Source organism: Buchnera aphidicola (Microlophium carnosum), assembly GCA_011752475.1.
Classification (GTDB): Bacteria; Pseudomonadota; Gammaproteobacteria; order Enterobacterales; family Enterobacteriaceae; genus Buchnera; species Buchnera aphidicola_BG.
This window is the reverse complement of the sequence record CP048747.1, coordinates 593460-619063: the sequence shown is the minus strand read 5'-3', so window position 1 is coordinate 619063 and position 25604 is coordinate 593460. Positions and strand designations below refer to the sequence as shown.

Genomic DNA, 25604 nt, shown 5'->3' with positions numbered 1-25604 from the left:
AAAAATATTTCTATTTTATAGAGTTGCCATTCAGTTTTTTTAACAATGCAGAATGAACTTCCTGAGGAAGATATGGTTTTATATCGCCTTTATATTTAGCTATTTCTTTAACGAAAGATGACGATATAAAAGACACTTCTTTAGAAGACAGTAGAAATACACTATCTAAATCTGGATAAATTTGTTTGTTTATAGCAGCTAGTTTTATTTCATAATCAAAATCAAATATTGTTCTAACTCCTCTAATTAAAATGTTAGCTCTCTCTTTTTTTGCTAAATTAGCAAGCAAATCATTAAATCCAAGTATTTTTTTTACATTTTTTAAATGAAGCGTAACTATCTGAGTTAACTCTATTCGTTCTTTTAAATTAAAGATCGGTTTTTTTTTTAAATTATTAGAAATTGCAATAGTTATATTATCAAATATTTTTGTTGCACGTGTTATAATATCTAAATGTCCGTATGTAATCGGATCAAAAGTACCTGGATATATTACAGTTTTATTCATATTTTTTATTTTTTTATTCTGTTTATAAGTAATTTTTTTAAAATTCAATACATTTTTTAAAGAACATTAAAATGAAAAAAATAATTTGGAAACCTAGTGCTTCTATTAATAATTTAATGAAAAGATCAAAAATTATTTCTAATATTCGTCTATTTTTTTCTAAAAAAAATATTCTTGAAGTAGAAACACCAATATTATCTCGTTCAACAGTTACAGATGTAAATTTAGTATCATTTGAAACTAATTATTCTGGATTGAGTAATGTAGATACATTAAAATTATGGTTAACAACTAGTCCAGAATATCACATGAAACGTTTATTAGCATCAGAAAGTGGACCTATATATCAAATTTGTCATAGTTTTAGAAATGAAGAATCAGGTCGATATCATAATCCAGAATTTACTATGTTAGAATGGTATCAACCTTTGTGTTCCATGAAGAAGTTTATCAAAGAAATAGATATATTTCTTCAAACTATATTAAAATGCAATAAATCTGATAGAATTTCTTATCAAGATCTATTCATAGAGTTTTTAGGAATAGATCCTTTATGTACTAATTTATTAGAATTACATCAAATCTCTAAACAATTAAAATTAGAACATTTAACATATCGTGAAAATAATTTAAATAAATTAATACAATTATTGTTTACGTTAGAAATAGAACCTAATATAGGAAAAGATAAACCTGTATTTGTTTATTATTTCCCTGCAGAACAAGCAGCTCTTGCTGCTATTAATACAAAAGATTCTCGTATATCAGAAAGATTTGAAATTTTTTTTAAGGGAATAGAACTAGGAAATGGTTTTTATGAACTTATAGATCCAAATGAACAAAAAAAACGTTTTATTAAAGATAATCAAGAACGTTTTTCTATGAATCTTCCAATGCAAAAAATAGATAATTTATTTCTAGATGCTTTGTATTATGGTTTACCTCCTTGTGCAGGAGTTGCAATAGGTTTAGATCGATTAGTTATGTTGATTTTAAATAAAAAAAGCATTAATGAAGTAATTTCTTTTCCACTAGATCGTTGTTAAAATGATAGAAAAAAATACTTTACCAGTAATTTTCCATTGTAATATTACCTTTTTTCCGACGCAAATGTTTTTCCATGTTCCTATTATTTTTTAAAAATAAAAATGTATCTTTTACCATAAAAGGATTTCCGCATAACATGACGTGTGAAGTTTGTGGATTAATTGAGAGCCCGATATGTTCTTCTAATATTTTGTGTTTTAATAAAAATGGTATTCTTCCAGTTAAGGAATGTTTATTCTTATCTCTGCTAGTAACAGTTTGAATTATTAATTTTCCATTATATTTTTTATGTAGTTCTTTCATTAGAGGTAAATAAGTTAATTCATATTGATATCGTACTGCATGTATTAAAACAATATGATTGAATCTGTCAATGTTTTTAGCTTCTTTTAAAATTGAACAATAAGGACCTATTCCAGTTCCTGTAGCAAACATCCATAATACTTTACAGTCTGGTATTTCATTTATAATAAAAAAACCACATGATTTTTTTTTAATATAAATTATATCACCACTTTTAAGATTGTATAGCAGATTGCTCAATTGTCCATTTATTACACGAACAATATAAATTTCTAAATTTTTTTCACTAGGCGCATTAACATATGAGTATGCTCTTTGAATTTTATTCTCATTTGAAGTATTACTTTTATGTACAGCTAACTTAGTAAACTGTCCTGCATAAAAAGGTTCTATAGCAGCATGTAAAATAAGACTGAATAAATTTTTAGTCCATTTTTTTACCATTAAAACATCTGCATTAATCCATGGATTCATTATTTGTTCTCAATAATTTTTAGTTTAATCACTGTACTTATTTTATAAGCACAGTAATTTTTATTATTTTTTTTACAGTTTTATTTTGTATTAAGTTTTTTAGTATGATCTGGAATATTAATCAAAATTTTCTTAGGCTTTTCTTCTTCTGGAATATTACATTCAAAATCTAATTTTAGTAAACCTAAAGATAATTCTGCTTTTTTTACCTTGATTTTATGATCTAAATTAAAATTTAAAGAAAAATTATTAAATGCTATACCTCTATGCAACCATTTACTACATTCTTGATTATCATCTTTTCTTGTATCTTCTTTTTTTCCTTGAATAGATAATTGATTGTTATGTACAGATATGTCTAATTCTTCTTCCTTATATCCAGGAATACTCAATGTTAATTGGTATTGGATTTCATTTATTTGACACAGATTATATGTTGGTGTATCAGATATTGGTTTTTCTCCAGTTAAAGTACTAAACATTTTATCGATTTGATTGAATCTATTTGAAAAAATATTATGATCATTGAAATTTGGAATAAATGAAAGAGAGCGATAAGACATAGAAAACTCCTCTTAAATATTTATTTATAAAAAATCAATAAATTTCTTATTTTATAGTAAGGTCTTATTTTATTTTTTCAATAGTAATTTTAAAATTAATTTAAATTTATTTTGTATAATATAAAAAATATTTATTTATTTGATAAAAACAATATATAAATATTCTAAATAAAAATTATAAAATAAAACGGCTAAGATCTTCGTTAGATATTAATTGATCTAAATGTTCTCCTACGTAATTTGAATTAATTTCAACTGTATTTCCTTTATTGTCACTAGCATTAAATGATATATCTTCCATTAATTTTTCTAATACAGTATGTAATCGGCGAGCTCCAATATTTTCCATAGATTCATTAACTTTCCAAGCAGCTTCTGCAATATTTCGTATTCCTTCTTTTGTAAAATTAATACAAACACCTTCTGTTTCCATAAGTGCTTTATATTGTGCAGTAATAGATGCTTTAGGTTCAGTTAAAATTTTTTCAAAATCATCAATAGTTAATGCTTGTAGTTCTACTTTAATCGGAAGACGTCCTTGTAGTTCGGGAATTAAATCAGAAGGTGTAGATGTTTGAAATGCTCCTGATGCAATGAATAAAATATGATCTGTCTTAACCATTCCATGTTTAGTAGATACAGTACATCCTTCAACTAATGGAAGTAAATCTCTTTGCACACCTTCTCGAGAGATATCTGGACCAGAAGAATCACCTCGTTTACATATTTTATCAATTTCATCAATAAAAACTATGCCGTTTTGTTCAACTGCATTAATAGCTTCTTTTTTAATCTCTTCTTGATTGATTAATTTAGCTGCTTCTTCTTCTGTTAATAATTTAATAGCATCTTTAATTTTAAGACGCCTATTATTTTTTTTATGTCCTCCTAGATTTTGAAATAAAGATTGTAATTGGCTAGTTAACTCTTCCATTCCTGGAGGTGCCATTATTTCAACCCCCATGGTAGTTGCTAATACATTTATTTCTATTTCTTTTTCGTCTAAAATACCTTCTCGTAATTTTTTTCGAAATATTTGAATTGTTTTTAAAAGACTTTCATTTTTTTCATTTTCTGTCCAATTTTTTTTAGGTCTGGGAACAAGAACATCTAAAATTTTTTCTTCTACTATTTCTTCTACTCGAATTTTATTTTTTGCAATGTTTTTAATTCGAATTATTTTCATTGCAGCATCAGTCAAATCACGAATAATTGAATCTACTTCTTTTCCAACATATCCTACTTCAGTAAATTTAGTAGCTTCTACTTTAATAAAAGGAGAATTTGCTAATTTAGCCAAGCGTCTTGCAATTTCTGTTTTTCCTACTCCTGTAGGACCAATCATTAAAATATTTTTAGGTGTTATTTCATGACGTAACTCATTATTTAACTGCATACGACGCCAACGATTTCTTAATGCAATAGATACAGCTCTTTTTGCTTTTTCTTGACCAATAATAAATTTATCAAGTTCAGAAACAATTTGAGGAGGAGTCATTTCGGACATAGAGATAATCCTTATTTTTCTGAAAATAGTTCTTTCATGGTAAAAGTATGATTTGTATATATACAAATATTAGCAGCAATATTTAATGATTTTTTTACAATTTGATTTGCATCTAAATCGGTGTTATCTATTAGTGCTCGAGCAGAAGATTGAGCATAAGAACCGCCCGATCCTATAGCTATTAAGTCATCTTCAGGTTGTATTACATCTCCATTTCCTGTAATTATCAATGAATTTTCTTTATCAGCAACTGCTAATAAAGCTTCAAGCTTTCGTAACATTCTATCAGATCGCCAATCTTTTGCTAATTCAATAGCGGCACGTTGTAATTGTCCTTGATACATAGCTAGTTTTTTTTCAAACATTTCGAATAGAGTAAACGCGTCTGCAGTTCCTCCTGCAAAACCAGCAATTACTTTTTCATGATATAAAGACCTGATTTTTTTTACGTTGCTTTTCATAATTGTATTGCCTAAAGTTGCTTGTCCATCACCTCCAATTACTACTTTATTTTTTAATCTTACGCTCAATATTGTGGTCACAAGAAAAGCCTCTTCAAAATAAGATTTGTATTTCTTATATATTTTTTTATTGATATAAGAATATTTTATATAAGATGTAATTAACTATTTTTTAAATAGCAATAATTTCTATTTATATTATTTTTTAAAATATTTTTCTAGAATATTTTTTAAATAATTTGTTTCATTATATGAAAGCTTAATAATTGATTCTTATAAATTTTAACAGAATATGCATTTTATAGATTTTCTAGTTTGTGAATGTATTTCCATTTTTCTTTTGGTTTAGGAGGTAATGCATCATTATTCTTTTTACTTTGTATAAAATTTTGACTTTTTGTTTCGGAAAATTTCTTAAAATTCATATTCAAAAAAATAAAAAAAAATAATATAGATATTAAAGTTAAATATATAAATAAAGTTGATTTTTTATTTTTGTTATTTTTTTTATTAAAATACATAAAATTAATTTTTTTTTTATCATACATATATTTTTTACGTCGTTTCTTATAAATAAAAATTGATAATTTTTTAGTATTAATATATTAATACTCGTATAATAAATATAGATATTTAAAATTAATTTAGGAATGTTTTATATGAAAAAAAAAATTCATCCTTGCTATTCTAAGATAACGGCTACTTGTTCTTGTGGGAACATAATTGACATTTTTTCTACTATTAATTATGATATAAATTTAGATATATGTGCAAAATGTCATCCATTCTATACAGGAAAACAAAGAGTTATTGATACCGGAGGCCGTGTTGAAAGATTTAAAAAACGTTTTAAATTTACTAAAAAGGAATAATAATAAAATTATTTTTTCTTTTTCGTAATTAATTTTTTTAGGATTTAAGCATCTTAAGTTGTATATTTAGATGCTTAATAAAAAAATAGTATTTTGAATGTGTTGATTATTTAAAATTTAGATGAATTGTTAAAATAATTCTTAATGGCTAAATAAACAGAATTAGCAATTTTATTTTGGTGATCAGTAGTTCTTAATTTTTTTTCTTCTGAAAAATTTGTAATAAAACCAGTTTCTATTAGTATAGAAGGTGTGTTAATAGCACTTAATATACTCAAACTAGCATAATTTGGATATGTTTTATTTAATTTTGTATTTTTTTTAAGTTGTTCCAATATTTTTCCAGATAAGTCTAACTCTATTTTTTGAAAATTATTATATTGTAAATCTAGAATAGTTTTTTTTAAAAAAAGATCATTTTGATTTTGTTTAAATATATTTTCAATTGTTTTAGAAAAAAGAATTGTTGTGTTTTTTTTTAAGTAGTCACTAATTTCACGATTCATTCTAGTCTTTGAAATCATCCAAATAGATGCTCCTGATACATATTGTTTTTTAGAAGAATCAGCGTGAATAGATAATAGTAAATCTACGTGATTTTTTTGGAGAAATTCTTTTCTTTTATTTAATGAAAGAAAATAATCATTATTACGAGTTAGAATTGCATGAAACAGGCTATCATTATTTAGCAATTTTGCAAGTCGAAGTGCTATTTCAATGTTTACTTTTTTTTCTTGTAATCCTCGAATTCCAATTGCTCCGGGATCACGTCCACCGTGTCCTGCATCTATTGCGACTATTATTTTTTTTAATGTGTTGATATTATTTTGTCTATATAACTGCTTTTTAAAAAAATAGTTTATTTCTTTGTTTTTTACTGAATTTACTTTTTTAAAAAAAAATTTTGTATTTTTTTGAATTGTTTTTCTTAAAGAAAATATTATCTTTACTATCAAACTGAATAAATTTAGTTTCAGCTTTAATTAATTTAATTTGAAATGTAATAAAAAAAATAAAAAAAATTATCCATTTGTACGAAAAAATCATAATTCTCCTTAATTTTATATTTTACTATAAAAACGATATTTTTGAACTTTACATAAATATTTTTTAATATTTTAGTTATATAATAATTTTGGAGCGGAAAACGAGACTTGAACTCGTGACCCCAACCTTGGCAAGGTTGTGCTCTACCAGCTGAGCTATTTCCGCAATTATTTCTGTATAATATATATTATATAAAATTTTCTATATTTTATTGATTCTAAATATATTTTATATTTATAAAATATATTTTTCAAGCTTTCTTTTCTAAATAATTATTTTTTATTTAAATTTTAAAAAATTTTTTTTATAAAAATCTAGTTCTCTTATAGATTCGCGAATATCTTCTAATGCTCTATGATTATTATTTTTTTTAAATTTATTGAATATTGATGGATTCCAACGGAAAGCTAATTCTTTAAGAGTGCTAACATCTATATATCTATAATGAAAATACCTTTCTAATGTTGGCATATATTGAAATAAAAACCTTCGATCTTGAGCAATACTATTTCCGCAAATTGGCGATGCTTGAATAGGTACCCATTTTTTTAAAAAAAGTATGGTTTCGAATTCTGCTTTTTTTTCGTCATATAAACTCTTTTCAACGCGTTCTATTAAACCGTTCTTTTTGTGAATTGTTGTATTCCAGTTATCCATTAGTAAAATTTGTTCTTTTTTTTGATGTATAGGAATCACTGGTCCTTCTGAAATTATATTTAAGTTGACATCTGTAATTAATGTAGCGATTTCAATAATACGATGTATTTTAGGATCCAGTCCAGTCATTTCTAAATCTATCCAAATGAGATTTTTTTTATTAATTTTTATATTTTTTATAATCATTAAATACTCTATCTTTAATATAAAATATAATTCTTAGCAAGATGAGAATAAAACTATTTAATTATTAATTTGTATTTTTGTTATATTTTTTTTATTTAATTTTTTTATTATATATGTTAATTATATATAAAAATTCTTTAATTAGAAATATATTATTTAGAATAGTTTACAAACTTTTTTTTATTTAAAAATAAAACATTTAAATAACTTTAAATTATTAGACTTTTTAATAAGAGATAAATTTTTTAATGAAAAATATTAATTTTAGTAATACTAGATCTTATCAAGATTTAAAAAATCATTTTAAAACAATAAAAAACATTCATTTAAGAGAATTTTTTTCATCTGATTTAAACCGATTCAAAAAATTTTCAATTTTATTCGAAAACGAAATGTTAATCGATTTTTCAAAAAATCGTATGAATCGTAATACTTTAATGTATCTACTAAATTTGGCTAAAGAAACTGACGTAAAATCTGCAATAAAATTAATGTTCTCTGGTGCTAAAATAAATCAAACAGAAGATCGTCCTGTATTACATATAGCACTACGTAATAGAACTAATCGTCCTATCATAGTAAATGATTGTAATGTCATGTTAGAAATTAATTTTTTACTTAAAAAAATGGAAAACTTTTCGTTAATGATTATTAATGGAGAATGGAAAGGTTACACAGGGAAATCTATTTCTGATGTTGTAAATATTGGCATTGGTGGATCTGATTTGGGACCATACATGGTTAGTGAAGCATTACGTCCATATAAAAATCATTTAAATATTCATTATGTTTCAAATATAGATGGTACTCATGTAACTGAAGTTTTAAAAAAAGTAAATCCGGAAACAACTATCTTTTTAATTGCTTCTAAAACGTTTACTACAGATGAAACTATAACTAATGCATGTAGTGTAAAAAAATGGTTTTTAAATTCCTCAAAAGATAAACGTGCTTTAGAAAAACACTTTTTTGCTTTATCAGCGAATATACAAAATGCTTTAAATTTTGGAATTCACATTAATAATATTTTTAAATTTTGGGATTGGGTAGGTGGACGTTTTTCATTATGGTCTTCAGTTGGATTATCTATAATATTATCTATTGGATTTCATAATTTTGAGAAATTTTTAGATGGTGCTCATGCTATGGATAATCACTTTTATAATTCTGATTATAATAAAAATATTCCAATATTATTAGCTTTGATCAGCATTTGGTACGCTAATTTTTTTGATTCTAAAACAGAGGCAATACTTCCATATGATCAATACATGCATCGTTTTTCTGCATATTTTCAACAATCTAATATGGAATCCAATGGTAAATCAATCAATAGAAATGGTGAAAAAGTCAATTATCAAACAGGTCCTATTATTTGGGGTGAACCTGGTACTAATGGTCAACATGCATTTTATCAATTGATACATCAAGGGACTCAATTAATTCCTTGTGATTTTATTGTTCCAGTTTTTTCACATAATAATTTAAACGATCATCATATAAAATTAGTATCTAATTTTTTGGCTCAAACACGAGCATTAGCTTTTGGTAAATCTAGCAGTTCTATTTTACATGATTTAATTTTATCTAAAAAAAATAAAAATGATATAAATAAAATTTTGCCTTTTAAAATATGTGAAGGAAATCAACCTAGCAATTCAATTTTAATTCGGAAAATTAATCCTTATAATTTAGGAGCATTAATTTCTTTATATGAACATAAAATTTTTGTTCAGGGTTATATATTAAATATTTTTAGTTTTGATCAATGGGGCGTTGAAATAGGAAAAGAATTATCTCAAAATATCTATAATCATTTAAGTAAAAATACTAAACATGAGTGTTATGATTCTTCAACTGAAGGTCTTATCGATTTTTATAAATCTTTTATGATTTAATAATATGATTTTTTAAAAAATATTATATTTGAAAAATACATTAAATTTTTTTTAAATATTATGTATGTATAAATTGAATATTTGACTTTAAAACATTAAATGAATCATTTAATTATTAATATTTTACTTTAAAATTATTTTATAAAATTTTATTCTTTAAAAGAATGTGAGTGGTTATTATGTTGACATTAATTAAATTAAAAACACAAAATTTTGGTCAATTTTTAAGTAATATGATAATGCCTAATATAAGTATTTTTATTACATGGGGAATGATGACTGCTTTATTCATGCCTCTAGGATGGCAACCCAATAAAATTTTAGAGCCATTAATATCATCTATAATTTTTTATCTTTTACCTATTTTAATTGGATATACTGGAGGTAGTTTAATTGCTAATTCTAGAGGAGGATTAGTTGGAAGTATAACTACTATAGGAGTTATCACTAGTACTAACATACCAATGTTATTAGGTGGAATGATTGCAGGACCTTTAGGTGGATGGGCTATAAAATATTTCGATAAAAAAATAGAAAATAAAATAAAATATGGTTTTGAAATGTTAGTGAATAATTTTTCTATTGCTATATTTGGAATTATATTAGCAGTCATTTCATTTTTTACGATTGGACCATTTATTGAATGGATTTCTCTTTCTTTAGGAGAGTTGATAAAGATTCTTGTATCTTATAATTTATTGCCGCTTACTTCTATAATTATAGAACCTGCTAAAATATTTTTTTTAAATAATGTTATTAATCATGGCATTTTTTCTCCTCTAGGCATTCAAGATACACTGGATAAACACAGTTCTATATTTTTTTTAATTGAATCTAATCCAGGTCCAGGACTAGGTGTATTAATAGCATGGTTTTTTTTTGGAAAAGGTGAACTATCTAAATCCTCTGGAGCTGCATCAGTAATTGAATTTTTAGGGGGAGTTCATGAGATTTATTTTCCTTATGTTTTAATTAAACCAAAATTAATAATTTCTCTTATTTTAGGTGGTATGAGCGGTATTTTTATGCTTGTTTTATTACATGGTGGTTTAATTTCTGCAGCATCGCCAGGTTCGATTTTATCTATTTTAGCAATGACTCCTAAAGGTTGTTATTTCTCCAATATTATTTCTGTTTTTTGTTCTTTTATAATTTCTTTTATTAGTGCTTCTATATTATTAAAATATAATTTTTATACCATTAAAAATAAACAAAACACTATAAAAGAATGTAATAATTATTTGAATTCAAATCTATTACAAGATAGTTCTAATGTTTTTGAATTTAGTAAAGTTAAAACGATTATTGTCGCTTGTGATGCAGGTATGGGATCTAGTGCAATGGGTGCAAGTATTCTGCGTAAAAAAATAAAAAATGCTAATTTAACTCATATTTCTGTTTTAAATATGGCAATTAATGTATTGCCTAAGAATGCAGATTTAGTAATTACACATCAAAGTTTAACACATCGAGCGCAAGAATATGCACCATATGCTCAGCATATATCTTTAAAAAACTTTCTTAATAGTAATTTTTATGATAATTTAGTACAAAAGTTAGTAAAGAATATAATTTGTTTAGAAAAAGATATTAATCTAGATCAAAATTTTAACACTGTAAATATAAATAAAAAACAAAAATTACATAATTTATTTCAGCTAAGCGAAAAAAATATTGTTCTTAATCAGCATGCAAATAATAAAGAAGAAGCAATCAATATTGTTGGTCAGAATTTAGTAAAACAAGGTTATGTCAAGTCTGATTATATTAATTCAATGTTAGAACGTGAAAAAATAGCCTCTACTTGGTTAGGAGAATCAATAGCACTACCACATGGAACTATTGAATCAAAAGATTCTATATTAAGAACTGGAATTATTTTTTGTCAGTTTCCAAAAGGAGTTCATTTTGGAGAAGATGTTAATGATATTGCTTATCTTGTAATTGGAATTGCAGCTAAAAATGATGAGCATATTATGGTAGTCAGTAATATTACCAATGCATTAGATAATAAAGATACAATTAAAATACTATCTAATACTACTAATGTACGGGAAGCTTTATCACTTTTAACTCCTGAAAAAATTTAACTTGTTATTAATTTTAATATAAAATTTTATTGGACTTATTTGCATGAAAGCACTACATTTTGGAGCTGGAAATATTGGGCGTGGTTTTATTGGAAAAACACTATCAGAATCCGGTTTTAATGTTGTTTTTTCTGATGTTAATCAAGATATAGTCGATGCCATTAATTATAAAAAAGAATATTTTGTTAAAATAACAGGTATTAATCAAAACAAAATTATTCATGTTAAAAAAGTAAGTGCTATAAATTTTAATGATCCAGATATTATAAGAATAATTGCTTCCGTTGATTTAATTACAACTGCGGCAGGTCCTAGTGCACTAAATAAAATCGCTTTGATTATTACATGTGGAATAATATTAAAAATTAAAAATAAATCTATAAGACCACTTAATATTATTGCTTGTGAAAATAAAATTCAAGCTTCTTCTTTTTTAAAAAAAGAAGTTCTTAAAAAATTACCTATAAAATATCATGATTATTTAAATGAATACATTGGTTTTATAGATTGTAGTATTGATACAATTATACCTTTGATAAATAACAAAGATTGCTTATTTTTAATGGCTGAAGATTTTAAAGAATGGATTGTTGATATTACTCAATTTAAAGGAACAGTACCAAAAATAGTTGATATGAAAATGAGTAATAATTTAAATTCGTTTATAGAAAGAAAACTATTTACATTGAATACTGGACATGCTATAGCAGCTTATTTAGGTTTAATTAAGAAATATAAAACCATTCAAGAAGCTATTTCGGATAAACAAATTCGCATTATTGTAAGATGTGCCATGGAGGAAAGTGGATCAGTATTAATAAAACGTTATAATTTTAATAAAAATGATCATTTATCTTATATCAATAAAATTTTCTTGCGTTTTGAAAATCCTTCTTTATCAGATAAACTAGAGCGAATAGCAAGAAATCCATTACAAAAATTAGGAAAAGAAGAACGATTGATAAAACCCCTTTTAGGAGCAATAAAATATAAATTACCTTACTTTAATTTGGCGAAAGGTATTGCAGCAGCATTTCATTATCAAAATCCAAATGATCTAGAATCAATGCAAATTTCATCTTTAATTAAAACAAAAGGTTTAAAAGATACGTTAATAGAGATTTGTAACTTACCTATAAATAGTAAAGAAGTACATTTTATTATGTCAGAATATAATTCGATTATAAAAAACATTAAATAAATTACAACTGTTGATAAAAAATTTTCTTTTTTCTTAAAAATTTAAGATAATATCATTTTATTTTTTGAAATAGTATTTTAAATGAATATTAGAGAATAAGGTAATGCCCATTCGTATATTACCATCTGATTTATCAAGTCAAATTTCTGCTGGAGAAGTTATTGATCGACCCGCTTCAGTTGTTAAAGAAATTATAGAAAATAGTATAGATGCTGGTTCGAAAAACATTAATATTTTAGTTGAAAAAAGCGGATTTCAATCTATCATTTTAAGAGATGATGGGTGCGGTATTCATAAAGAAGAGTTGTCACTTGCAGTATGTCATCATGCTACTAGTAAAATTAATTCACTATCAGATTTAGATGTACTTACTACTTTTGGATTTCGAGGAGAAGCTCTGGCTAGTATTAGAGCTGTTTCAAGACTAACCTTAATGTCTTGTAAACAATTTCATGATGTTGCTTGGAAAATATACTTAGAAGGGTTTTCTAGTAACGATATTAGCTTGCAACCAATAGCACATCCTCAAGGTACTACGATTATCGTAGACAATTTATTTTATAATATGCCGGTTCGACTTAAATTTCTAAAAAATCAAAAATTAGAATTTTTCAAGATTTGTGAAGTAGTAAAAAAAATAGCTTTATCTTATTTTGATATAAATTTTTCTCTTACACATAATAAAAAATTAATTATAAAATATAAGTCTATTAGTAATGGAAATAATCACATTAATAGATTAAAAGATATATTAAACACAGTTGATATAAATCAAGTACTAGAAATAAAAGAAAAAAAATATAATATGATTCTTTTTGGTTGGCTATTAAATTCATGTAATTTTAAAGAATCTAAAAATATTCAATATTGTTATGTTAATAATCGGTATGTGTATAATAACGTTTTTATTAATGCTGTTCGTTCTGCTTGTTATGCAGTATCAGGAAAAAAAAATATATCGTTTATTTTATATTTAAAAATATCATCTGATAATATTGATATCAATATTCATCCCACTAAAAATGAAATTAAATTTCATAAACCTAATATAGTGTATAGTTTTATTTATGAAACTATTTTATTTAATTTAAAGAAAGTTCAAAAAAAATGTTTATTGTATAGTTATTTGTATAAAAAAAAAAATAATGTTTACCAAATAAAAGAGTCTTATTTAGGTTATTTAAATTTTATTTTTTTAACATTTATCCCTTTCTTTTTTTTAAAAAAATATATTTCAAAGAATGTACATATAACCAAAAATAATGATCTCATTGTAAATCCTTATTTAGAAAAATATGAATGTTCTATTGGAAAATTATTAATAATTATACGTAAATGTTATGGTTTGATTTGTAAACGTAATAATTTTTCATTAGTCTCTTTTCCGATAGCTAAAGGGATAGTTAGAAAACAAAAATTGAAAAATTATATTGAAAAAAAAAATATATCTAAATATTTTTCAAGTAATATTAAAATAAATATTACATCTCAAGAATATTTAATTTTATTTAGTATGAAAGAAATGTTATTAAAAATTGGATTTTGTTTAATTTTTAAAAAAAATTATGTTATTTTATCTTCTATTCCTATTTTTCTAAAAAAACGGAATGTTCATTTGATTATATCAGATTTTTTCGCATTTTTATTTCTTAAAAAACAAGTATTTATTTCAGAAATAGTAAATTGGTTTTATGTTAATGTTTTTATAGAAAAAAAAAATTGGACTCTTATTAATGGAATTTCAGTACTATTAGAAATAGAATATTATTGTCCTTGTTTATTAAAAAATCCTCCACCAAAATTATTACAAAAAATAAATATCAATGAAGCATTATGTATTTTAAAAATATGAATTCTTATAAAAAAAAAAACCTATTGTTATTTTTTTAATGGGTCCTACAGCATGTGGAAAGAGTCAACTTGCTATTTATCTTAGAAAATATTTGCCTATAGAATTAGTTAATGTAGATTCTGCATTAATTTATCGTGGAATGGATATTGGAACAGATAAACCAAGTCCTTCTGATTTATCTATTCATCCTCATCGTTTATTAAATATTAAAGATCCAATTGAAAATTACTCAGCTGCGGAATTTCAAAGAGATGTTTTAAAAGAAATTGATGATATTATTAAATTAGGTAGAATACCTTTTCTTGTTGGTGGGACAATGTTTTATTATAATGTATTACTTAATGGATTATCTGTTTTACCACCATCTAATATAAAAATTCGTGAATTTTTATTGGAAAAGAGTCATGAAAAAAGTTTTTTACATAAACAATTAGAATTAATAGATCCCATCTCTGCTAGTCGAATTCACAAAAATGATTTTCAAAGATTGCTAAGAGCTTTAGAAGTTTTTTATCTTTCTGGGAAAAGTTTAACAGAACTAAAAAAACACAATAATTATAAATTTCCATATAATATTCTTCAGTTTGCAATTATACCTCCAAACAAGGAATGGTTGAATGGTAAAATTGAATTACGTGTAAAAAAAATGTTAATTTTAGGTTTACAAAAAGAAGTAGAAATTCTTTTTTCAAGAGGAGATTTACATATAAATTTACCATCAATTCGATGCATAGGATATCGTCAAATGTGGGAATATCTTGAATATAAAAATAGTTATGAAGAAATGTATAATAAAATAATATATGCTACGAGAAAACATGCTAAACATCAATTAACATGGTTAAAAAAATGGAAAAATATTAATAAAATATTATATAATTCTATTCCTGATATTTTAGTTGAAAAAATATTAAATGTTTTGCAAAAATATAATAAATTATCTATATGAATTTAATAATGGTTATAATAAAAAATTTATTCTTAGAGAATACAAGATGTATCATGTGAATAATATCCTCTTTAGAACTTATCATTAAAAAAATATAACTGCTTAAATTATTTTTTAAAATTTATTTTAGCAAAAAAACAATAAATGAGGCATAAGATGGTTTGGAATAAACCAAATGATAATAAACCTAAAGCTGATCCATGGGAGAATAAGAATAGTAATAACAAAAACTGTTCAGATAATAAACATGAAAAAAAAAATATGATATTAGATATAAAAACTTTTTTATATAGTCTGAAAAATATTATTATTAAAAAAAATAATTCTTCAAGCTCATCAAAAAAAATCACTCATTCTTTTTCAATCATAATACTTATAAGTTTTTTTATTTGGTGTGTTAGTGGTTTTTATACTATCAAAGAAGCTGAACGTGGTGTAGTTACTAGTTTTGGTAAATTTAGTCATTTAGTTCAACCAGGATTGAATTGGAGGCCAGTTTTTTTCAATGAAGTTAAAGCTGTAAATGTTGAAACAGTACGTGAATTAGCAACTTCAGGTGTAATGTTGACTTCAGATGAAAATGTAGTGCGTGTCGAAATGAATGTACAGTATAAAATCACGAATCCTGCTAACTACCTTTTTTCTGTATGTTATCCTGACGATAGTTTACGTCAAGCAACAGATAGTGCATTAAGAGGTGTTATTGGACACTCCACTATGGATCGAGTTCTTACAGAAGGACGAACTTTAGTTAGAAGTGATACTCAAAAAGAAATTGAAGAAACCATTAAACCATATGATATGGGAATTACAATATTAGATGTTAATTTTCAAACAGCTAGACCTCCTGAAGAAGTAAAAGCTGCTTTTGATGATGCAATTGCAGCTCGTGAAAATCGTGAACAATATGTACGTGAAGCCGAAGCTTATTCAAATGAAGTACAACCTAAAGCTAATGGTAAAGCACAAAGAATTTTAGAAGAGGCTCGAGCATATTCTTCACATATAATTTTAGAAGCTCAAGGAGAGGTTGCTCGTTTTTCTAAAATTTTACCTCAATATAGAATAGCTAAACAAATAACTTTAAAACGTCTTTATATAGAATCTATGGAAAGATTATTGAGTAAAAATAAAAAAATATTTCTTGATAAGAAAAGCAATTCGGTATTTTTTTTATCTTTAGATAATTTTTTTTCTAATATAGAATCACTTGATAAAAATCTTAAAAATAATATTAAGTTTAATAAAAATAATTCTTCCCTTAAGAAAAAAGAAAAAAATATTCATTATTTTTCCTCATTGTCTCCTAACAATATTTTAGAACAACGTCGTATTGATTCTATTCGTAGTGATCTTAAAAAGATAGAGAGAAAATGAAAATGAACAAAGTTTTTATTTTTTTATCAAGTATTTTATTTCTTTTATTATCTTCGTCTTTTTTCATTGTTAAAGAAGGAGAATGTGGTATTGTTTTACAATTTGGTAAAGTTCTACGTAATAATGAACAAAAAACAGTAGTGTATAATCCTGGATTGCATTTTAAATTACCATTTTTAGAAACGGTTAAAATGTTAGATAGACGAATTCATACTATGGATAATCAAGCAGATCGTTTTGTCACGAAAGAAAAAAAAGATCTGATTGTTGATTCTTATATAAAATGGCGTATTAATGATTTTAGTCGTTATTATCTTGCAACTGGAGGAGGAGATATTTTTCAAGCTGAAGTATTATTAAAAAGAAAATTTAGTGATCGATTACGTTCTGAAATAGGTTGTTTGAATGTTAAAGAAATTGTCACTGATTCCCGAGGAAGATTAACGACTGATGTTTTAAATTCATTAAATAAAGGAAGTATTAATTCAGAAAAAACTTCTTTAATTAATGTTAACAGCATGAATGCATTAGGAATTCATGTAGTAGATGTACGTATTAAACAAATTAATCTACCTCTTGAAGTTTCTGATGCTATATATAATAGAATGAGAGCCGAAAGAGAAGCCGTGGCTAGAAGTCAACGTTCTCAGGGACAGGAAAAAGCTGAAAAATTACGCGCAACAGCAGATTACAAGGCATCTATAATATTGTCAGAAGCACAAAAAGAAGCTTTAATAATTAAAGGTCAAGGAGAAGCTGAAGTAACAAAGTTATTTGCAGAAAATTTTAGTCAAGAACCAGATTTTTATTTTTTTATTCGTGGTTTACGTGCATATGAGAATAGTTTTGAAAATAATGGGAATATTATATTAATTAATTCAGATAGTGGATTTTTTCGATATATCAATAAAATGATTAAAATTAAAAATCAATAATTGCAAATATAACGGTTAAAATAGGCATTATAAAGAAATGAATAAAAATATTGTAATATTAGGGACACAATGGGGTGATGAAGGAAAAGGAAAGATAGTAGATTGTTTAACTGCAGATAGTTCATATGTGGTAAGATATCAAGGAGGACATAACGCAGGTCATACCTTAGTTGTTAATGGAACAAAGATTATCCTTCATTTGATTCCATCAGGATTATTACATGAGAATGTTATTGGAATTATTGGTAATGGTGTAGTAGTATCTCCTTTAGAATTAATAAAAGAAATAAAGATGTTAAAAGCACATGATATTATGATTAATAAACGTTTATTTATTTCTAGTTCGTGTCCTTTAATTTTACAATATCATATTGAACTGGATATAGCTCGTGAAAAAAAATTAGGAATTAGTGCACTAGGAACTACAGGAAGAGGTATTGGACCAGCATATGAAGATAAAATCGCACGACGAGCTTTGCGTATTGGAGATTTAAAAAATGAAAAAACTTTGTCTATACGTTTAGAAAAAATAGTGAGTTATTATAATCATCAATTAGTATCTTTTTACAAACATAAACCTATTGATTACAAAATTATTTTAAGAGATTTACTACCAACAATAGATGTCATTTATGATATGATAAAAGATACCACTAGTATTTTACACCAAGCTATTAAAGATAAGAAAAAAATAGTGTTTGAAGGAGCACAAGGTAGTTTTTTAGATATTGATCACGGTACATATCCTTATGTAACTTCTTCTAATAGTACTATTGGTGGTGTTATTACAGGAACAGGAGTAGGTCCTAAAAATTTAGATTATATATTAGGTGTAACAAAAGCATATTCTACACGAGTTGGTTATGGTCCTTTTCCTACTGAATTATTTGACGATATAGATAAACATTTTTCAAATAAAGGTCATGAATTTGGTTCGACAACTGGCAGAAAAAGACGAACTGGTTGGTTAGATGCAGTATCTTTATCGCGATCAGTAGATATTAATTCTTTATCTGGTTTATGTATAACAAAGTTAGATGTATTAGATGGATTAAATGAAATAAAAATTTGTATAGCATATAAAAATATTAAGACCTTAGAAATTGTATCATTTCCTGATATAGACGAATGGGAAAATATAATTCCAGTGTATGAAATTCACCCTGGATGGACTAAAAAAACTTTAGGTGTAAAAAAATTAGAACACTTGCCTTATCAAGCACGTAATTATATAAATCGCATAGAAGAAATAACACAGACTCCTATTGATATTATTTCTACTGGTCCTGATCGTGCTGATATTATTTTAGTTAAAGATATTTTTTTATGAAAAAATAAATTTTTTAACATTAAAAATTGAGTATTTATTCTTTACTATAGTTGCAATGTTGACAAATAAAATAAAAAACAAATAGATTAAAATTTATTATAAAATAATATACATGGAGAAGTAAATATGGTAGTAGATCCCTACCAAAAAAGAGAAGCTAATAAATATAAAAACCCCATTCCAAGTCGAGAATATATCTCATCATGGCTTAGCAAGTGCGAAGACTTAATAAGTCAAAAATATTTAGAAAAAAAATTTGGCATTAATAATCAAGAAGAAAAAAAAGCATTGCGTCGAAGATTAAGAGCAATGGAACGAGATGGTCAAGTTATATATACTAGAAATCGTTGTTATATTGCTCCTGAAAGTATAAAGGTAGTTAAAGGAAAAGTAATAGGACATAGAGATGGATATGGTTTTCTTAGAGTAGAAACATTAAAAGATGATCTTTGGCTTTCATCAGAACAAATGAAGTCTTGTATTCATGGTGATATCATTCTTGCTCATATTATTAATGCTAATGGAAAAAGAAGGAGTTCAGCAAGATTTTTAAAATTATTACAGCCTAATAATATATTAATTGTTGGTCGATACTATATTAATAGTAAAAAAATTAGATTTGTTATTCCAGATGATGTTCGCTTTAGTTTTAAAATTTTTATTTTTTCAGATACTAGAGACGATATTTCTATAGGATCTATTGTAGTAGTAAAATTAAAACAACATCCTATAAGAAATAATAAAATACAAGGATTCATAGTAGAAATACTTGGAAAAGAAATGGGTACTAATTTAGCTGTAGAAATTGCACTTCGTACACACTCAATTCCTTTTTCTTGGTCAAAAGAAATTACAAAACAATTATGTAATATTAGTAACAAAGTAACTCAATGTGATTTTAAAAATCGTATTGATTTAAGACATCTTCCCTTTTTTACCATTGATGATGAAGATGCTCGTGATTTTGATGATGCTATTTTTTGTCAAAGAAAAGAAGAATTAGAAGAAGGATGGCATTTATGGGTAGCTGTTTCGGATGTCAGTTTTTATATTCAACCTAATACTCCCTTAGATAAAGAAGCGTTAGAAAGAGGAACATCTATATATTTCCCTTCATCAGTTATCCCTATGTTACCAGAAAAAATTTCTACTGATTTATGTTCTTTAAATCCTTATGTAGAACGTTTATGTTTAATATGTGAAATGAGTTTATCAAATACAGGGGAGCTAATTAGTTATAAACACTATGAAGCTGTTATATGTTCTCATGGACGATTTACATATGATGAAATTTTTAAAATTTGGAATGGTGATATTTTTTTACGTTCTAAATATAAAAAATTTTTAAAGGAAATAGAAAACTTATCGTATTTGCAAAAAATATTCAATCAAAATAATATTGCTAAAAAAGGAATTTATTTTGAAAGTATAGAACCTAAATTTATTTTAGATTCCAATTCTCGCATTGAGAATATTTATCAAAATGTTCGCAATGATGCACATAAATTTATTGAATCATGTATGATCTTAGCAAATATAGCTTCAGCTTATTTTGTTGAAAAATATAAACATCCTGTCTTGTTTCGCAATCATGATCGTCCAAAAAAAGACAATATTGTTAGTTTTCGTTTATTTTTAAATGAATTAGGACTTACATTATTAGGAGGAGATGTTCCAGAATCTGCTCATTATTCTACTTTATTAAAGAATGCTTCTAATCGTCCTGAATATGAAATGATTCAAACTATATTATTACGTTCTATGAAACAAGCTGTATATTCTCCAGATAATCGCGGTCATTTTGGTTTATCTTTATCTAGTTATGTTCACTTTACTTCACCTATCAGACGTTATCCTGATCTTATATTACATCGAGTTATTAAACATTTATTATCAAAACATAAGAATATATCTGTTAATAATTATAATTTTTGTAATTCTAGTTTATATAGCATAAGTGAAATGAAAAAAATTGGAGCACATTGTTCTCTAACTGAAAGACGTGCAGACGAAGCTAGTAGAGATGTATTTGATTGGTTAAAATGCGATTTTATGTATAAAAAAATTGGTTATATATTAAATGGTGTTATTTCTAATGTAACTTCATTTGGTTTTTTTGTTCGATTAAATCAGTTTTTTATTGACGGATTAGTTCATATAGCTTCTTTAAATGATGATTATTATTATTTTGATTCTCTAGGCATGAAATTAATTGGTAAATCTAGTAAAAATATTTATTGTCTTGGTGATGCTTTACAAGTTAAAGTAATTTCAGTGAATTTACATGAAAGAAAAATAGAATTATCTTTGTATAAATCTTATTAATTTTTGTTTTTAAAAATATGAAATAATATTGATTTTTTTAAAAAATTAAAATAGTATTATAAAACAACTATTTATAATTTTTAAAAAAGTTCCTTGCTTCCCTAAAAAATATTTATAACAAAATTTGTAAGGAAGCTAAAAAACCAAAAGGAGCATTTTGAATGCGTCACTATGAAATAATATTTATGGTTCATCCTGATCAAAGTGAAACAGTACCATTGCTACTTGCAAAATATAAAAAAATTATTAATGATGATAACGGTGTTATACATCGTTTAGAAGATTGGGGTAGACGTCAGTTATCGTATTCAATAAATAAACTACAAAAAGCACATTATATTTTGATGAACATAGAAGTTTTTCCAAAAACTATAACTCTTTTAGAAACAGAATTTCGTTTTAATAACATAATCCTTCGAAATATGATTATATCTATGAAAAAAGCTGTAGTTGATTTATCACCTATTTTAAAACTAAAAGATGATAAAAAAGAAAAAAAATAACTGGATATATTAAACTATTTTAAAAAAAATAATCATATTTAAATTTAAGTATATATTACAAATAAATCACGTAATAATTTTTATTATTTCAAATGATTTATTGGAGAACAAATAAATGGCGCGTTACTTTCGTCGTAGAAAATTTTGTCGTTTTACTGCAGAAGGTGTTCAAGAGATAGATTATAAAGATACTGCAACCTTAAAAAGTTATATCACAGAAAGTGGTAAGATTGTTCCAAGTCGCATCACAGGTACCAGAGCAAAATATCAAAGACAATTATCGAGAGCTATTAAACGAGCACGTTATCTTGCTTTATTACCATATACTGATCAACATCGTTAAAGTAATTTACTTATTTTTGTTACAAAAAAAAGAGAATAACAAACTATGGAAGTGATTTTGCTAGCTAAAATTCATAAATTAGGCGATTTAGGTGCAATTATAAATGTTAAATCTGGTTATGCAAGAAATTTTTTAATTCCTAAAGGGAAAGCTATTTTAGCTAACAAAAAAAATATTGAGTCTTTTGAAGCTCAACGTATTGCATTAGAAAAAGAAAATATTAATAAACTTCTTATAGCACAGACAAGAGCCGACAAGTTAAAAAAAATAAGTTCTATAACAATTTTATCTAAAGTTGGAAAAGAAGGAAAAATATTTGGTTCCGTAGGTGTGAGGAATATCATTAAAGAGATGACATTATTAGGTATAAAAATTAATAAAAAAGAAATTCGATTACCTAATGGTGTGCTACGTCAAGTTGGTGAACACATAGTAATTTTTCAACCACATAAAAAAGTCTCTATTAATTTTATAGTTAATATAATTTCAAAAAACTAATTTTTTATAATACTATTAAGTATATAACATACAATATTAGATCAAATTTATCAATTAGCACATTGTGTTGCTAGTTGTATTATTAAGTTGTATTGTTCCAAAAAATTTATAAATATTTCTTATAAATCAGATAAAACTACTGCAACTAATGTTAATTATGCAAAAAATCATATAATTAAAACAGTATGTTTATCCATTTACTTCTGAAATTTTCATAATTTCTGAAGAGTAATTATATATTTTTGACATTTTTGTGATTAGACGAATGATTAGTTAGTCAATCTACTAGATAGAACTAAAAAGTTTTTAAAAAATGATGAGTTTTACAGTAAATATTAGTTTGATTGAGAATAAAATTTCTATATTTAGAGTGCTATAGGTTTCTTTTGTAATGTTTTATATTTTTTATATAACAAAAATATTTAGTAAAAAAAACAGTTAGATTTAAAAAAAGAAAATAGTATTTTGTTTGTCTATCAAAAATATTATTAGTTACTAGTCGCTTGCATATTGAAAATGAGTTAAGAAAAGATTTAATAAAAATAACAAGTTTAGTTCTTTACTAAAATTATCCTTAATATCTGAAGAAACCTCTTAAATACGTCTATAATTTTTTGATACTCATATACAGAATAATTTTACTAATCATGCTATTGTTTCTGCTGTTAGCAACAAAAAAAAATAGAAGGGGGGTGAGAATTTGAATTACTTATTATCTTTTTGTTTATCTTTTTTTAATTTTGGTTTTTATATATTTGTATTATTACTTTTAATTTAACATTTATCTTTTAAAAAATATATAATTTGATTATGAATAATATTGAAATAAAGATTTTAGATTCACGTGCAAAAAAAAATTTTTCTTTACCTGCATATGCAACTTCAGGATCTTCCGGTTTAGATTTAAGAGCTTGTTTAGAAGAAACAATTAAATTACAGTCTCAGAAAACTATTTTAGTTCCAACAGGAATAGCAATATATATTGCAGATCCTAATATTACAGCATTAATTTTACCTAGATCTGGATTAGGTCATAAAAAAGGTATTGTATTAGGTAATTTAGTTGGTTTGATTGATTCTGATTATCAAGGTGAATTAATGATATCTCTCTGGAATCGTAGCAATAAAGATTTTTATGTTAATCCAGATGATAGAATAGCGCAAATAGTTTTTGTTCCAGTTATTAGACCATGTTTCTCTATAGTACAAGAATTTAATCAAACTTCACGTGCAGGAGGAGGTTTTGGTCATTCTGGTATAATATAATAAAAAAATTTTATATTCCATATTTTTCGCGGTATTTTATTAACTCGGGTATATGTTTTTTTAATGTTTTATCTTCTAATAAATAAGATATTAAATCTTCAATGGTAATGATGGAGATAATTTTATAACTTTTTTTATTTTTGAGATGTTGAATGGTACATAAATTTCTTTTTCCTTTTTCTTTACGATCTAAAAGTACAAATACGGAGGAAATTTCCGCTTTTTTTTCTTCGATGATTTTAATAGAATCATGTATTGCTGTACCAGATGTCACGACATCATCTAAAATAATAATTCTTTTTTTATATATTTTTTCTCCAATTAAATCTCCTTTTTCTCCATATTTTTTGAGTTCTTTTCGATTAAAAGCATATGGTATATTTAAATTGTAGTGATTTTTTAATGCTATAGAAGTAGATACGGCTATAGGAATACCTTTATATGCTGGACCAAACAAAATATCGAATTCTATCTTTGAATCTACTATAGAGTGAGCATAAAATAAACCAATTTTAATAATATCTGTTCCTGTAGATAACAAGCCAGAATTAAAAAAATAAGGACTAGTGCGTCCTGATTTTAATTTAAAATTTCCAAACTGTAACGCTTTTTTTTTAAAGGAGAAATCGATAAATTCTTTTTTCCAGTCCATAAAAATTACATCCTAATTAATTGTAAAAATTTAAATAGAATTTTACATATTAATGACTTTAATTAATATTAAAAATTAGCATGATTTTATTTTTATTAGATAGCATATAGAAAAAGTTAATTTTACTGATGGCCCTTGCTGGATTTGAACCAGCGACCAAGCGATTATGAGTCGCTTGCTCTTACCACTGAGCTAAAGGGCCATATTTTTTTACTCTCTTACTATAAATCAATTTTTTCTAATAATCTAGAATTCTTTTAAAAATTTTATATTTTTTTTTAAAATATTTTTTTTATATATATATTTGACACATGTAAAAAATTTTGATATATATATTTATATTCCTCTGTAGTTCAGTTGGTAGAACGGCGGACTGTTAATCCGTATGTCACTGGTTCGAATCCAGTCGGAGGAGAAAAGTCCTTCTAATTAATAATTAATTTTAATTCTTTTGATAAATTTCTTTTTTCTTTTGATAGTTCTGCATTTTTAACAATGTAATCGTCTACTCGATCTTCATAATCATTTTTCATCATAAAAATGATTTTTTTAATTTCTTCATATTTCATATCTGATGTAATATACTGGCTAAGATTATCTAAAAGCAATATTCTTTTTTTATTGTCTCTTATTTTTTTTTCAAGATCACTTATTTCTCTTTTAATTTTATTTTTTCTTCTAAATTTATGCACAAATTCTAATACATTTTTAAATGATTTTTTTGTATCTGACATATTCAGAATCCTTTTTTATATTTATA

The 25604-nt window shown here is 25.0% G+C and carries 24 protein-coding genes and 3 tRNA genes; 16 read left to right on the top strand and 11 right to left on the bottom strand.

The features are described from left to right. Positions 1-10: 10 nt before the first annotated feature. A complete protein-coding gene (gene coaD / locus G4A98_02920) occupies positions 11-508 on the bottom strand; it encodes a pantetheine-phosphate adenylyltransferase (protein QIQ42136.1) in 498 nt (165 codons plus the stop codon). Positions 509-579: 71 nt separating this feature from the next. On the opposite strand from coaD, the gene epmA reads away from it, so the two are divergent. Then, the gene (gene epmA, locus G4A98_02915; protein QIQ42135.1) at positions 580-1554 is read left to right on the top strand and encodes an elongation factor P--(R)-beta-lysine ligase; all 975 of its coding nucleotides are present in this window, start codon (positions 580-582) and stop codon (positions 1552-1554) included. Positions 1555-1573: 19 nt separating this feature from the next. Here the strand turns inward: epmA and G4A98_02910 are convergent, their stop codons facing one another. The 4 genes from G4A98_02910 to hslV form a co-directional block, all read right to left on the bottom strand. Next, positions 1574-2332 (bottom strand): ferredoxin--NADP(+) reductase, encoded by a 759-nt coding sequence (locus G4A98_02910; protein ID QIQ42134.1) that lies wholly within the window; start codon positions 2330-2332, stop codon positions 1574-1576. Positions 2333-2412: 80 nt separating this feature from the next. Further along, on the bottom strand, positions 2413-2895 hold the full coding sequence (locus tag G4A98_02905; GenBank protein QIQ42133.1) for an Hsp20 family protein: 483 nt from the start codon (positions 2893-2895) through the stop codon (positions 2413-2415). Between the two features lie 175 nt (positions 2896-3070). Beyond that, on the bottom strand, positions 3071-4402 hold the full coding sequence (gene hslU / locus G4A98_02900; GenBank protein ID QIQ42132.1) for an HslU--HslV peptidase ATPase subunit: 1332 nt from the start codon (positions 4400-4402) through the stop codon (positions 3071-3073). 11 nt (positions 4403-4413) lie between these two features. Further along, a complete protein-coding gene (gene hslV, locus G4A98_02895; GenBank protein QIQ42131.1) occupies positions 4414-4944 on the bottom strand; it encodes an ATP-dependent protease subunit HslV in 531 nt (176 codons plus the stop codon). A 578-nt stretch (positions 4945-5522) separates the two neighbouring features. Here hslV and rpmE point away from each other — a divergent pair. Continuing rightward, on the top strand, positions 5523-5735 hold the full coding sequence (gene rpmE, locus G4A98_02890; protein QIQ42130.1) for a 50S ribosomal protein L31: 213 nt from the start codon (positions 5523-5525) through the stop codon (positions 5733-5735). Between the two features lie 110 nt (positions 5736-5845). Here the strand turns inward: rpmE and G4A98_02885 are convergent, their stop codons facing one another. The 3 genes from G4A98_02885 to orn form a co-directional block, all read right to left on the bottom strand. Further along, positions 5846-6538, bottom strand: coding sequence for an N-acetylmuramoyl-L-alanine amidase (locus G4A98_02885; GenBank protein QIQ42182.1), 693 nt, complete (start codon positions 6536-6538; stop codon positions 5846-5848). A gap of 333 nt (positions 6539-6871) precedes the next feature. Continuing rightward, a tRNA-Gly gene (locus tag G4A98_02880) sits at positions 6872-6947 on the bottom strand. A gap of 114 nt (positions 6948-7061) precedes the next feature. Beyond that, the gene (orn, locus tag G4A98_02875) at positions 7062-7610 is read right to left on the bottom strand and encodes an oligoribonuclease (GenBank protein QIQ42181.1); all 549 of its coding nucleotides are present in this window, start codon (positions 7608-7610) and stop codon (positions 7062-7064) included. A gap of 263 nt (positions 7611-7873) precedes the next feature. Between orn and pgi the strand changes: the two genes are divergently transcribed. The 13 genes from pgi to dut all read left to right on the top strand — a co-directional run bounded on the left by pgi (position 7874) and on the right by dut (position 24192). Then, positions 7874-9523, top strand: coding sequence for a glucose-6-phosphate isomerase (gene pgi / locus G4A98_02870; GenBank protein ID QIQ42129.1), 1650 nt, complete (start codon positions 7874-7876; stop codon positions 9521-9523). Positions 9524-9702: 179 nt separating this feature from the next. Beyond that, positions 9703-11613 (top strand): PTS mannitol transporter subunit IICBA, encoded by a 1911-nt coding sequence (locus tag G4A98_02865; GenBank protein ID QIQ42128.1) that lies wholly within the window; start codon positions 9703-9705, stop codon positions 11611-11613. Positions 11614-11656: 43 nt separating this feature from the next. Further along, positions 11657-12814, top strand: a complete 1158-nt coding sequence (locus tag G4A98_02860; protein QIQ42127.1) for a mannitol-1-phosphate 5-dehydrogenase — start codon at positions 11657-11659, stop codon at positions 12812-12814. A gap of 103 nt (positions 12815-12917) precedes the next feature. Beyond that, the gene (mutL, locus tag G4A98_02855) at positions 12918-14666 is read left to right on the top strand and encodes a DNA mismatch repair endonuclease MutL (protein QIQ42126.1); all 1749 of its coding nucleotides are present in this window, start codon (positions 12918-12920) and stop codon (positions 14664-14666) included. 37 nt (positions 14667-14703) lie between these two features. After that, positions 14704-15615, top strand: coding sequence for a tRNA (adenosine(37)-N6)-dimethylallyltransferase MiaA (miaA, locus tag G4A98_02850; protein QIQ42125.1), 912 nt, complete (start codon positions 14704-14706; stop codon positions 15613-15615). A gap of 156 nt (positions 15616-15771) precedes the next feature. Further along, positions 15772-16992 carry an FtsH protease activity modulator HflK gene (hflK, locus tag G4A98_02845; protein ID QIQ42124.1) on the top strand — a complete coding sequence of 407 codons (1221 nt, stop codon included), beginning with the start codon at positions 15772-15774 and terminating at the stop codon, positions 16990-16992. 2 nt (positions 16993-16994) lie between these two features. Next, positions 16995-17927, top strand: a complete 933-nt coding sequence (hflC, locus tag G4A98_02840; GenBank protein QIQ42123.1) for a protease modulator HflC — start codon at positions 16995-16997, stop codon at positions 17925-17927. Between the two features lie 37 nt (positions 17928-17964). Next, positions 17965-19257, top strand: coding sequence for an adenylosuccinate synthase (locus G4A98_02835; GenBank protein QIQ42122.1), 1293 nt, complete (start codon positions 17965-17967; stop codon positions 19255-19257). A gap of 126 nt (positions 19258-19383) precedes the next feature. Further along, a complete protein-coding gene (gene rnr, locus G4A98_02830) occupies positions 19384-21582 on the top strand; it encodes a ribonuclease R (GenBank protein QIQ42121.1) in 2199 nt (732 codons plus the stop codon). A 161-nt stretch (positions 21583-21743) separates the two neighbouring features. Continuing rightward, positions 21744-22085, top strand: a complete 342-nt coding sequence (rpsF, locus tag G4A98_02825) for a 30S ribosomal protein S6 (GenBank protein QIQ42120.1) — start codon at positions 21744-21746, stop codon at positions 22083-22085. Positions 22086-22200: 115 nt separating this feature from the next. After that, positions 22201-22428, top strand: a complete 228-nt coding sequence (gene rpsR / locus G4A98_02820) for a 30S ribosomal protein S18 (protein QIQ42119.1) — start codon at positions 22201-22203, stop codon at positions 22426-22428. A gap of 45 nt (positions 22429-22473) precedes the next feature. Beyond that, entirely contained in the window at positions 22474-22926 is a 453-nt protein-coding gene (gene rplI, locus G4A98_02815) for a 50S ribosomal protein L9 (GenBank protein ID QIQ42118.1), read from the top strand. A gap of 810 nt (positions 22927-23736) precedes the next feature. Continuing rightward, entirely contained in the window at positions 23737-24192 is a 456-nt protein-coding gene (dut, locus tag G4A98_02810; protein ID QIQ42117.1) for a dUTP diphosphatase, read from the top strand. A 10-nt stretch (positions 24193-24202) separates the two neighbouring features. On the opposite strand, the gene pyrE is transcribed toward dut, so the two are convergent. Beyond that, positions 24203-24844 (bottom strand): orotate phosphoribosyltransferase, encoded by a 642-nt coding sequence (gene pyrE, locus G4A98_02805; protein QIQ42116.1) that lies wholly within the window; start codon positions 24842-24844, stop codon positions 24203-24205. A gap of 129 nt (positions 24845-24973) precedes the next feature. Further along, a tRNA-Ile gene (locus G4A98_02800) sits at positions 24974-25046 on the bottom strand. Positions 25047-25186: 140 nt separating this feature from the next. On the opposite strand from G4A98_02800, the gene G4A98_02795 reads away from it, so the two are divergent. Continuing rightward, positions 25187-25259, top strand: a tRNA-Asn gene (locus tag G4A98_02795). A 10-nt stretch (positions 25260-25269) separates the two neighbouring features. Here the strand turns inward: G4A98_02795 and G4A98_02790 are convergent. Next, positions 25270-25578, bottom strand: a complete 309-nt coding sequence (locus G4A98_02790; GenBank protein ID QIQ42115.1) for a DUF496 family protein — start codon at positions 25576-25578, stop codon at positions 25270-25272. Positions 25579-25604: the final 26 nt, after the last annotated feature.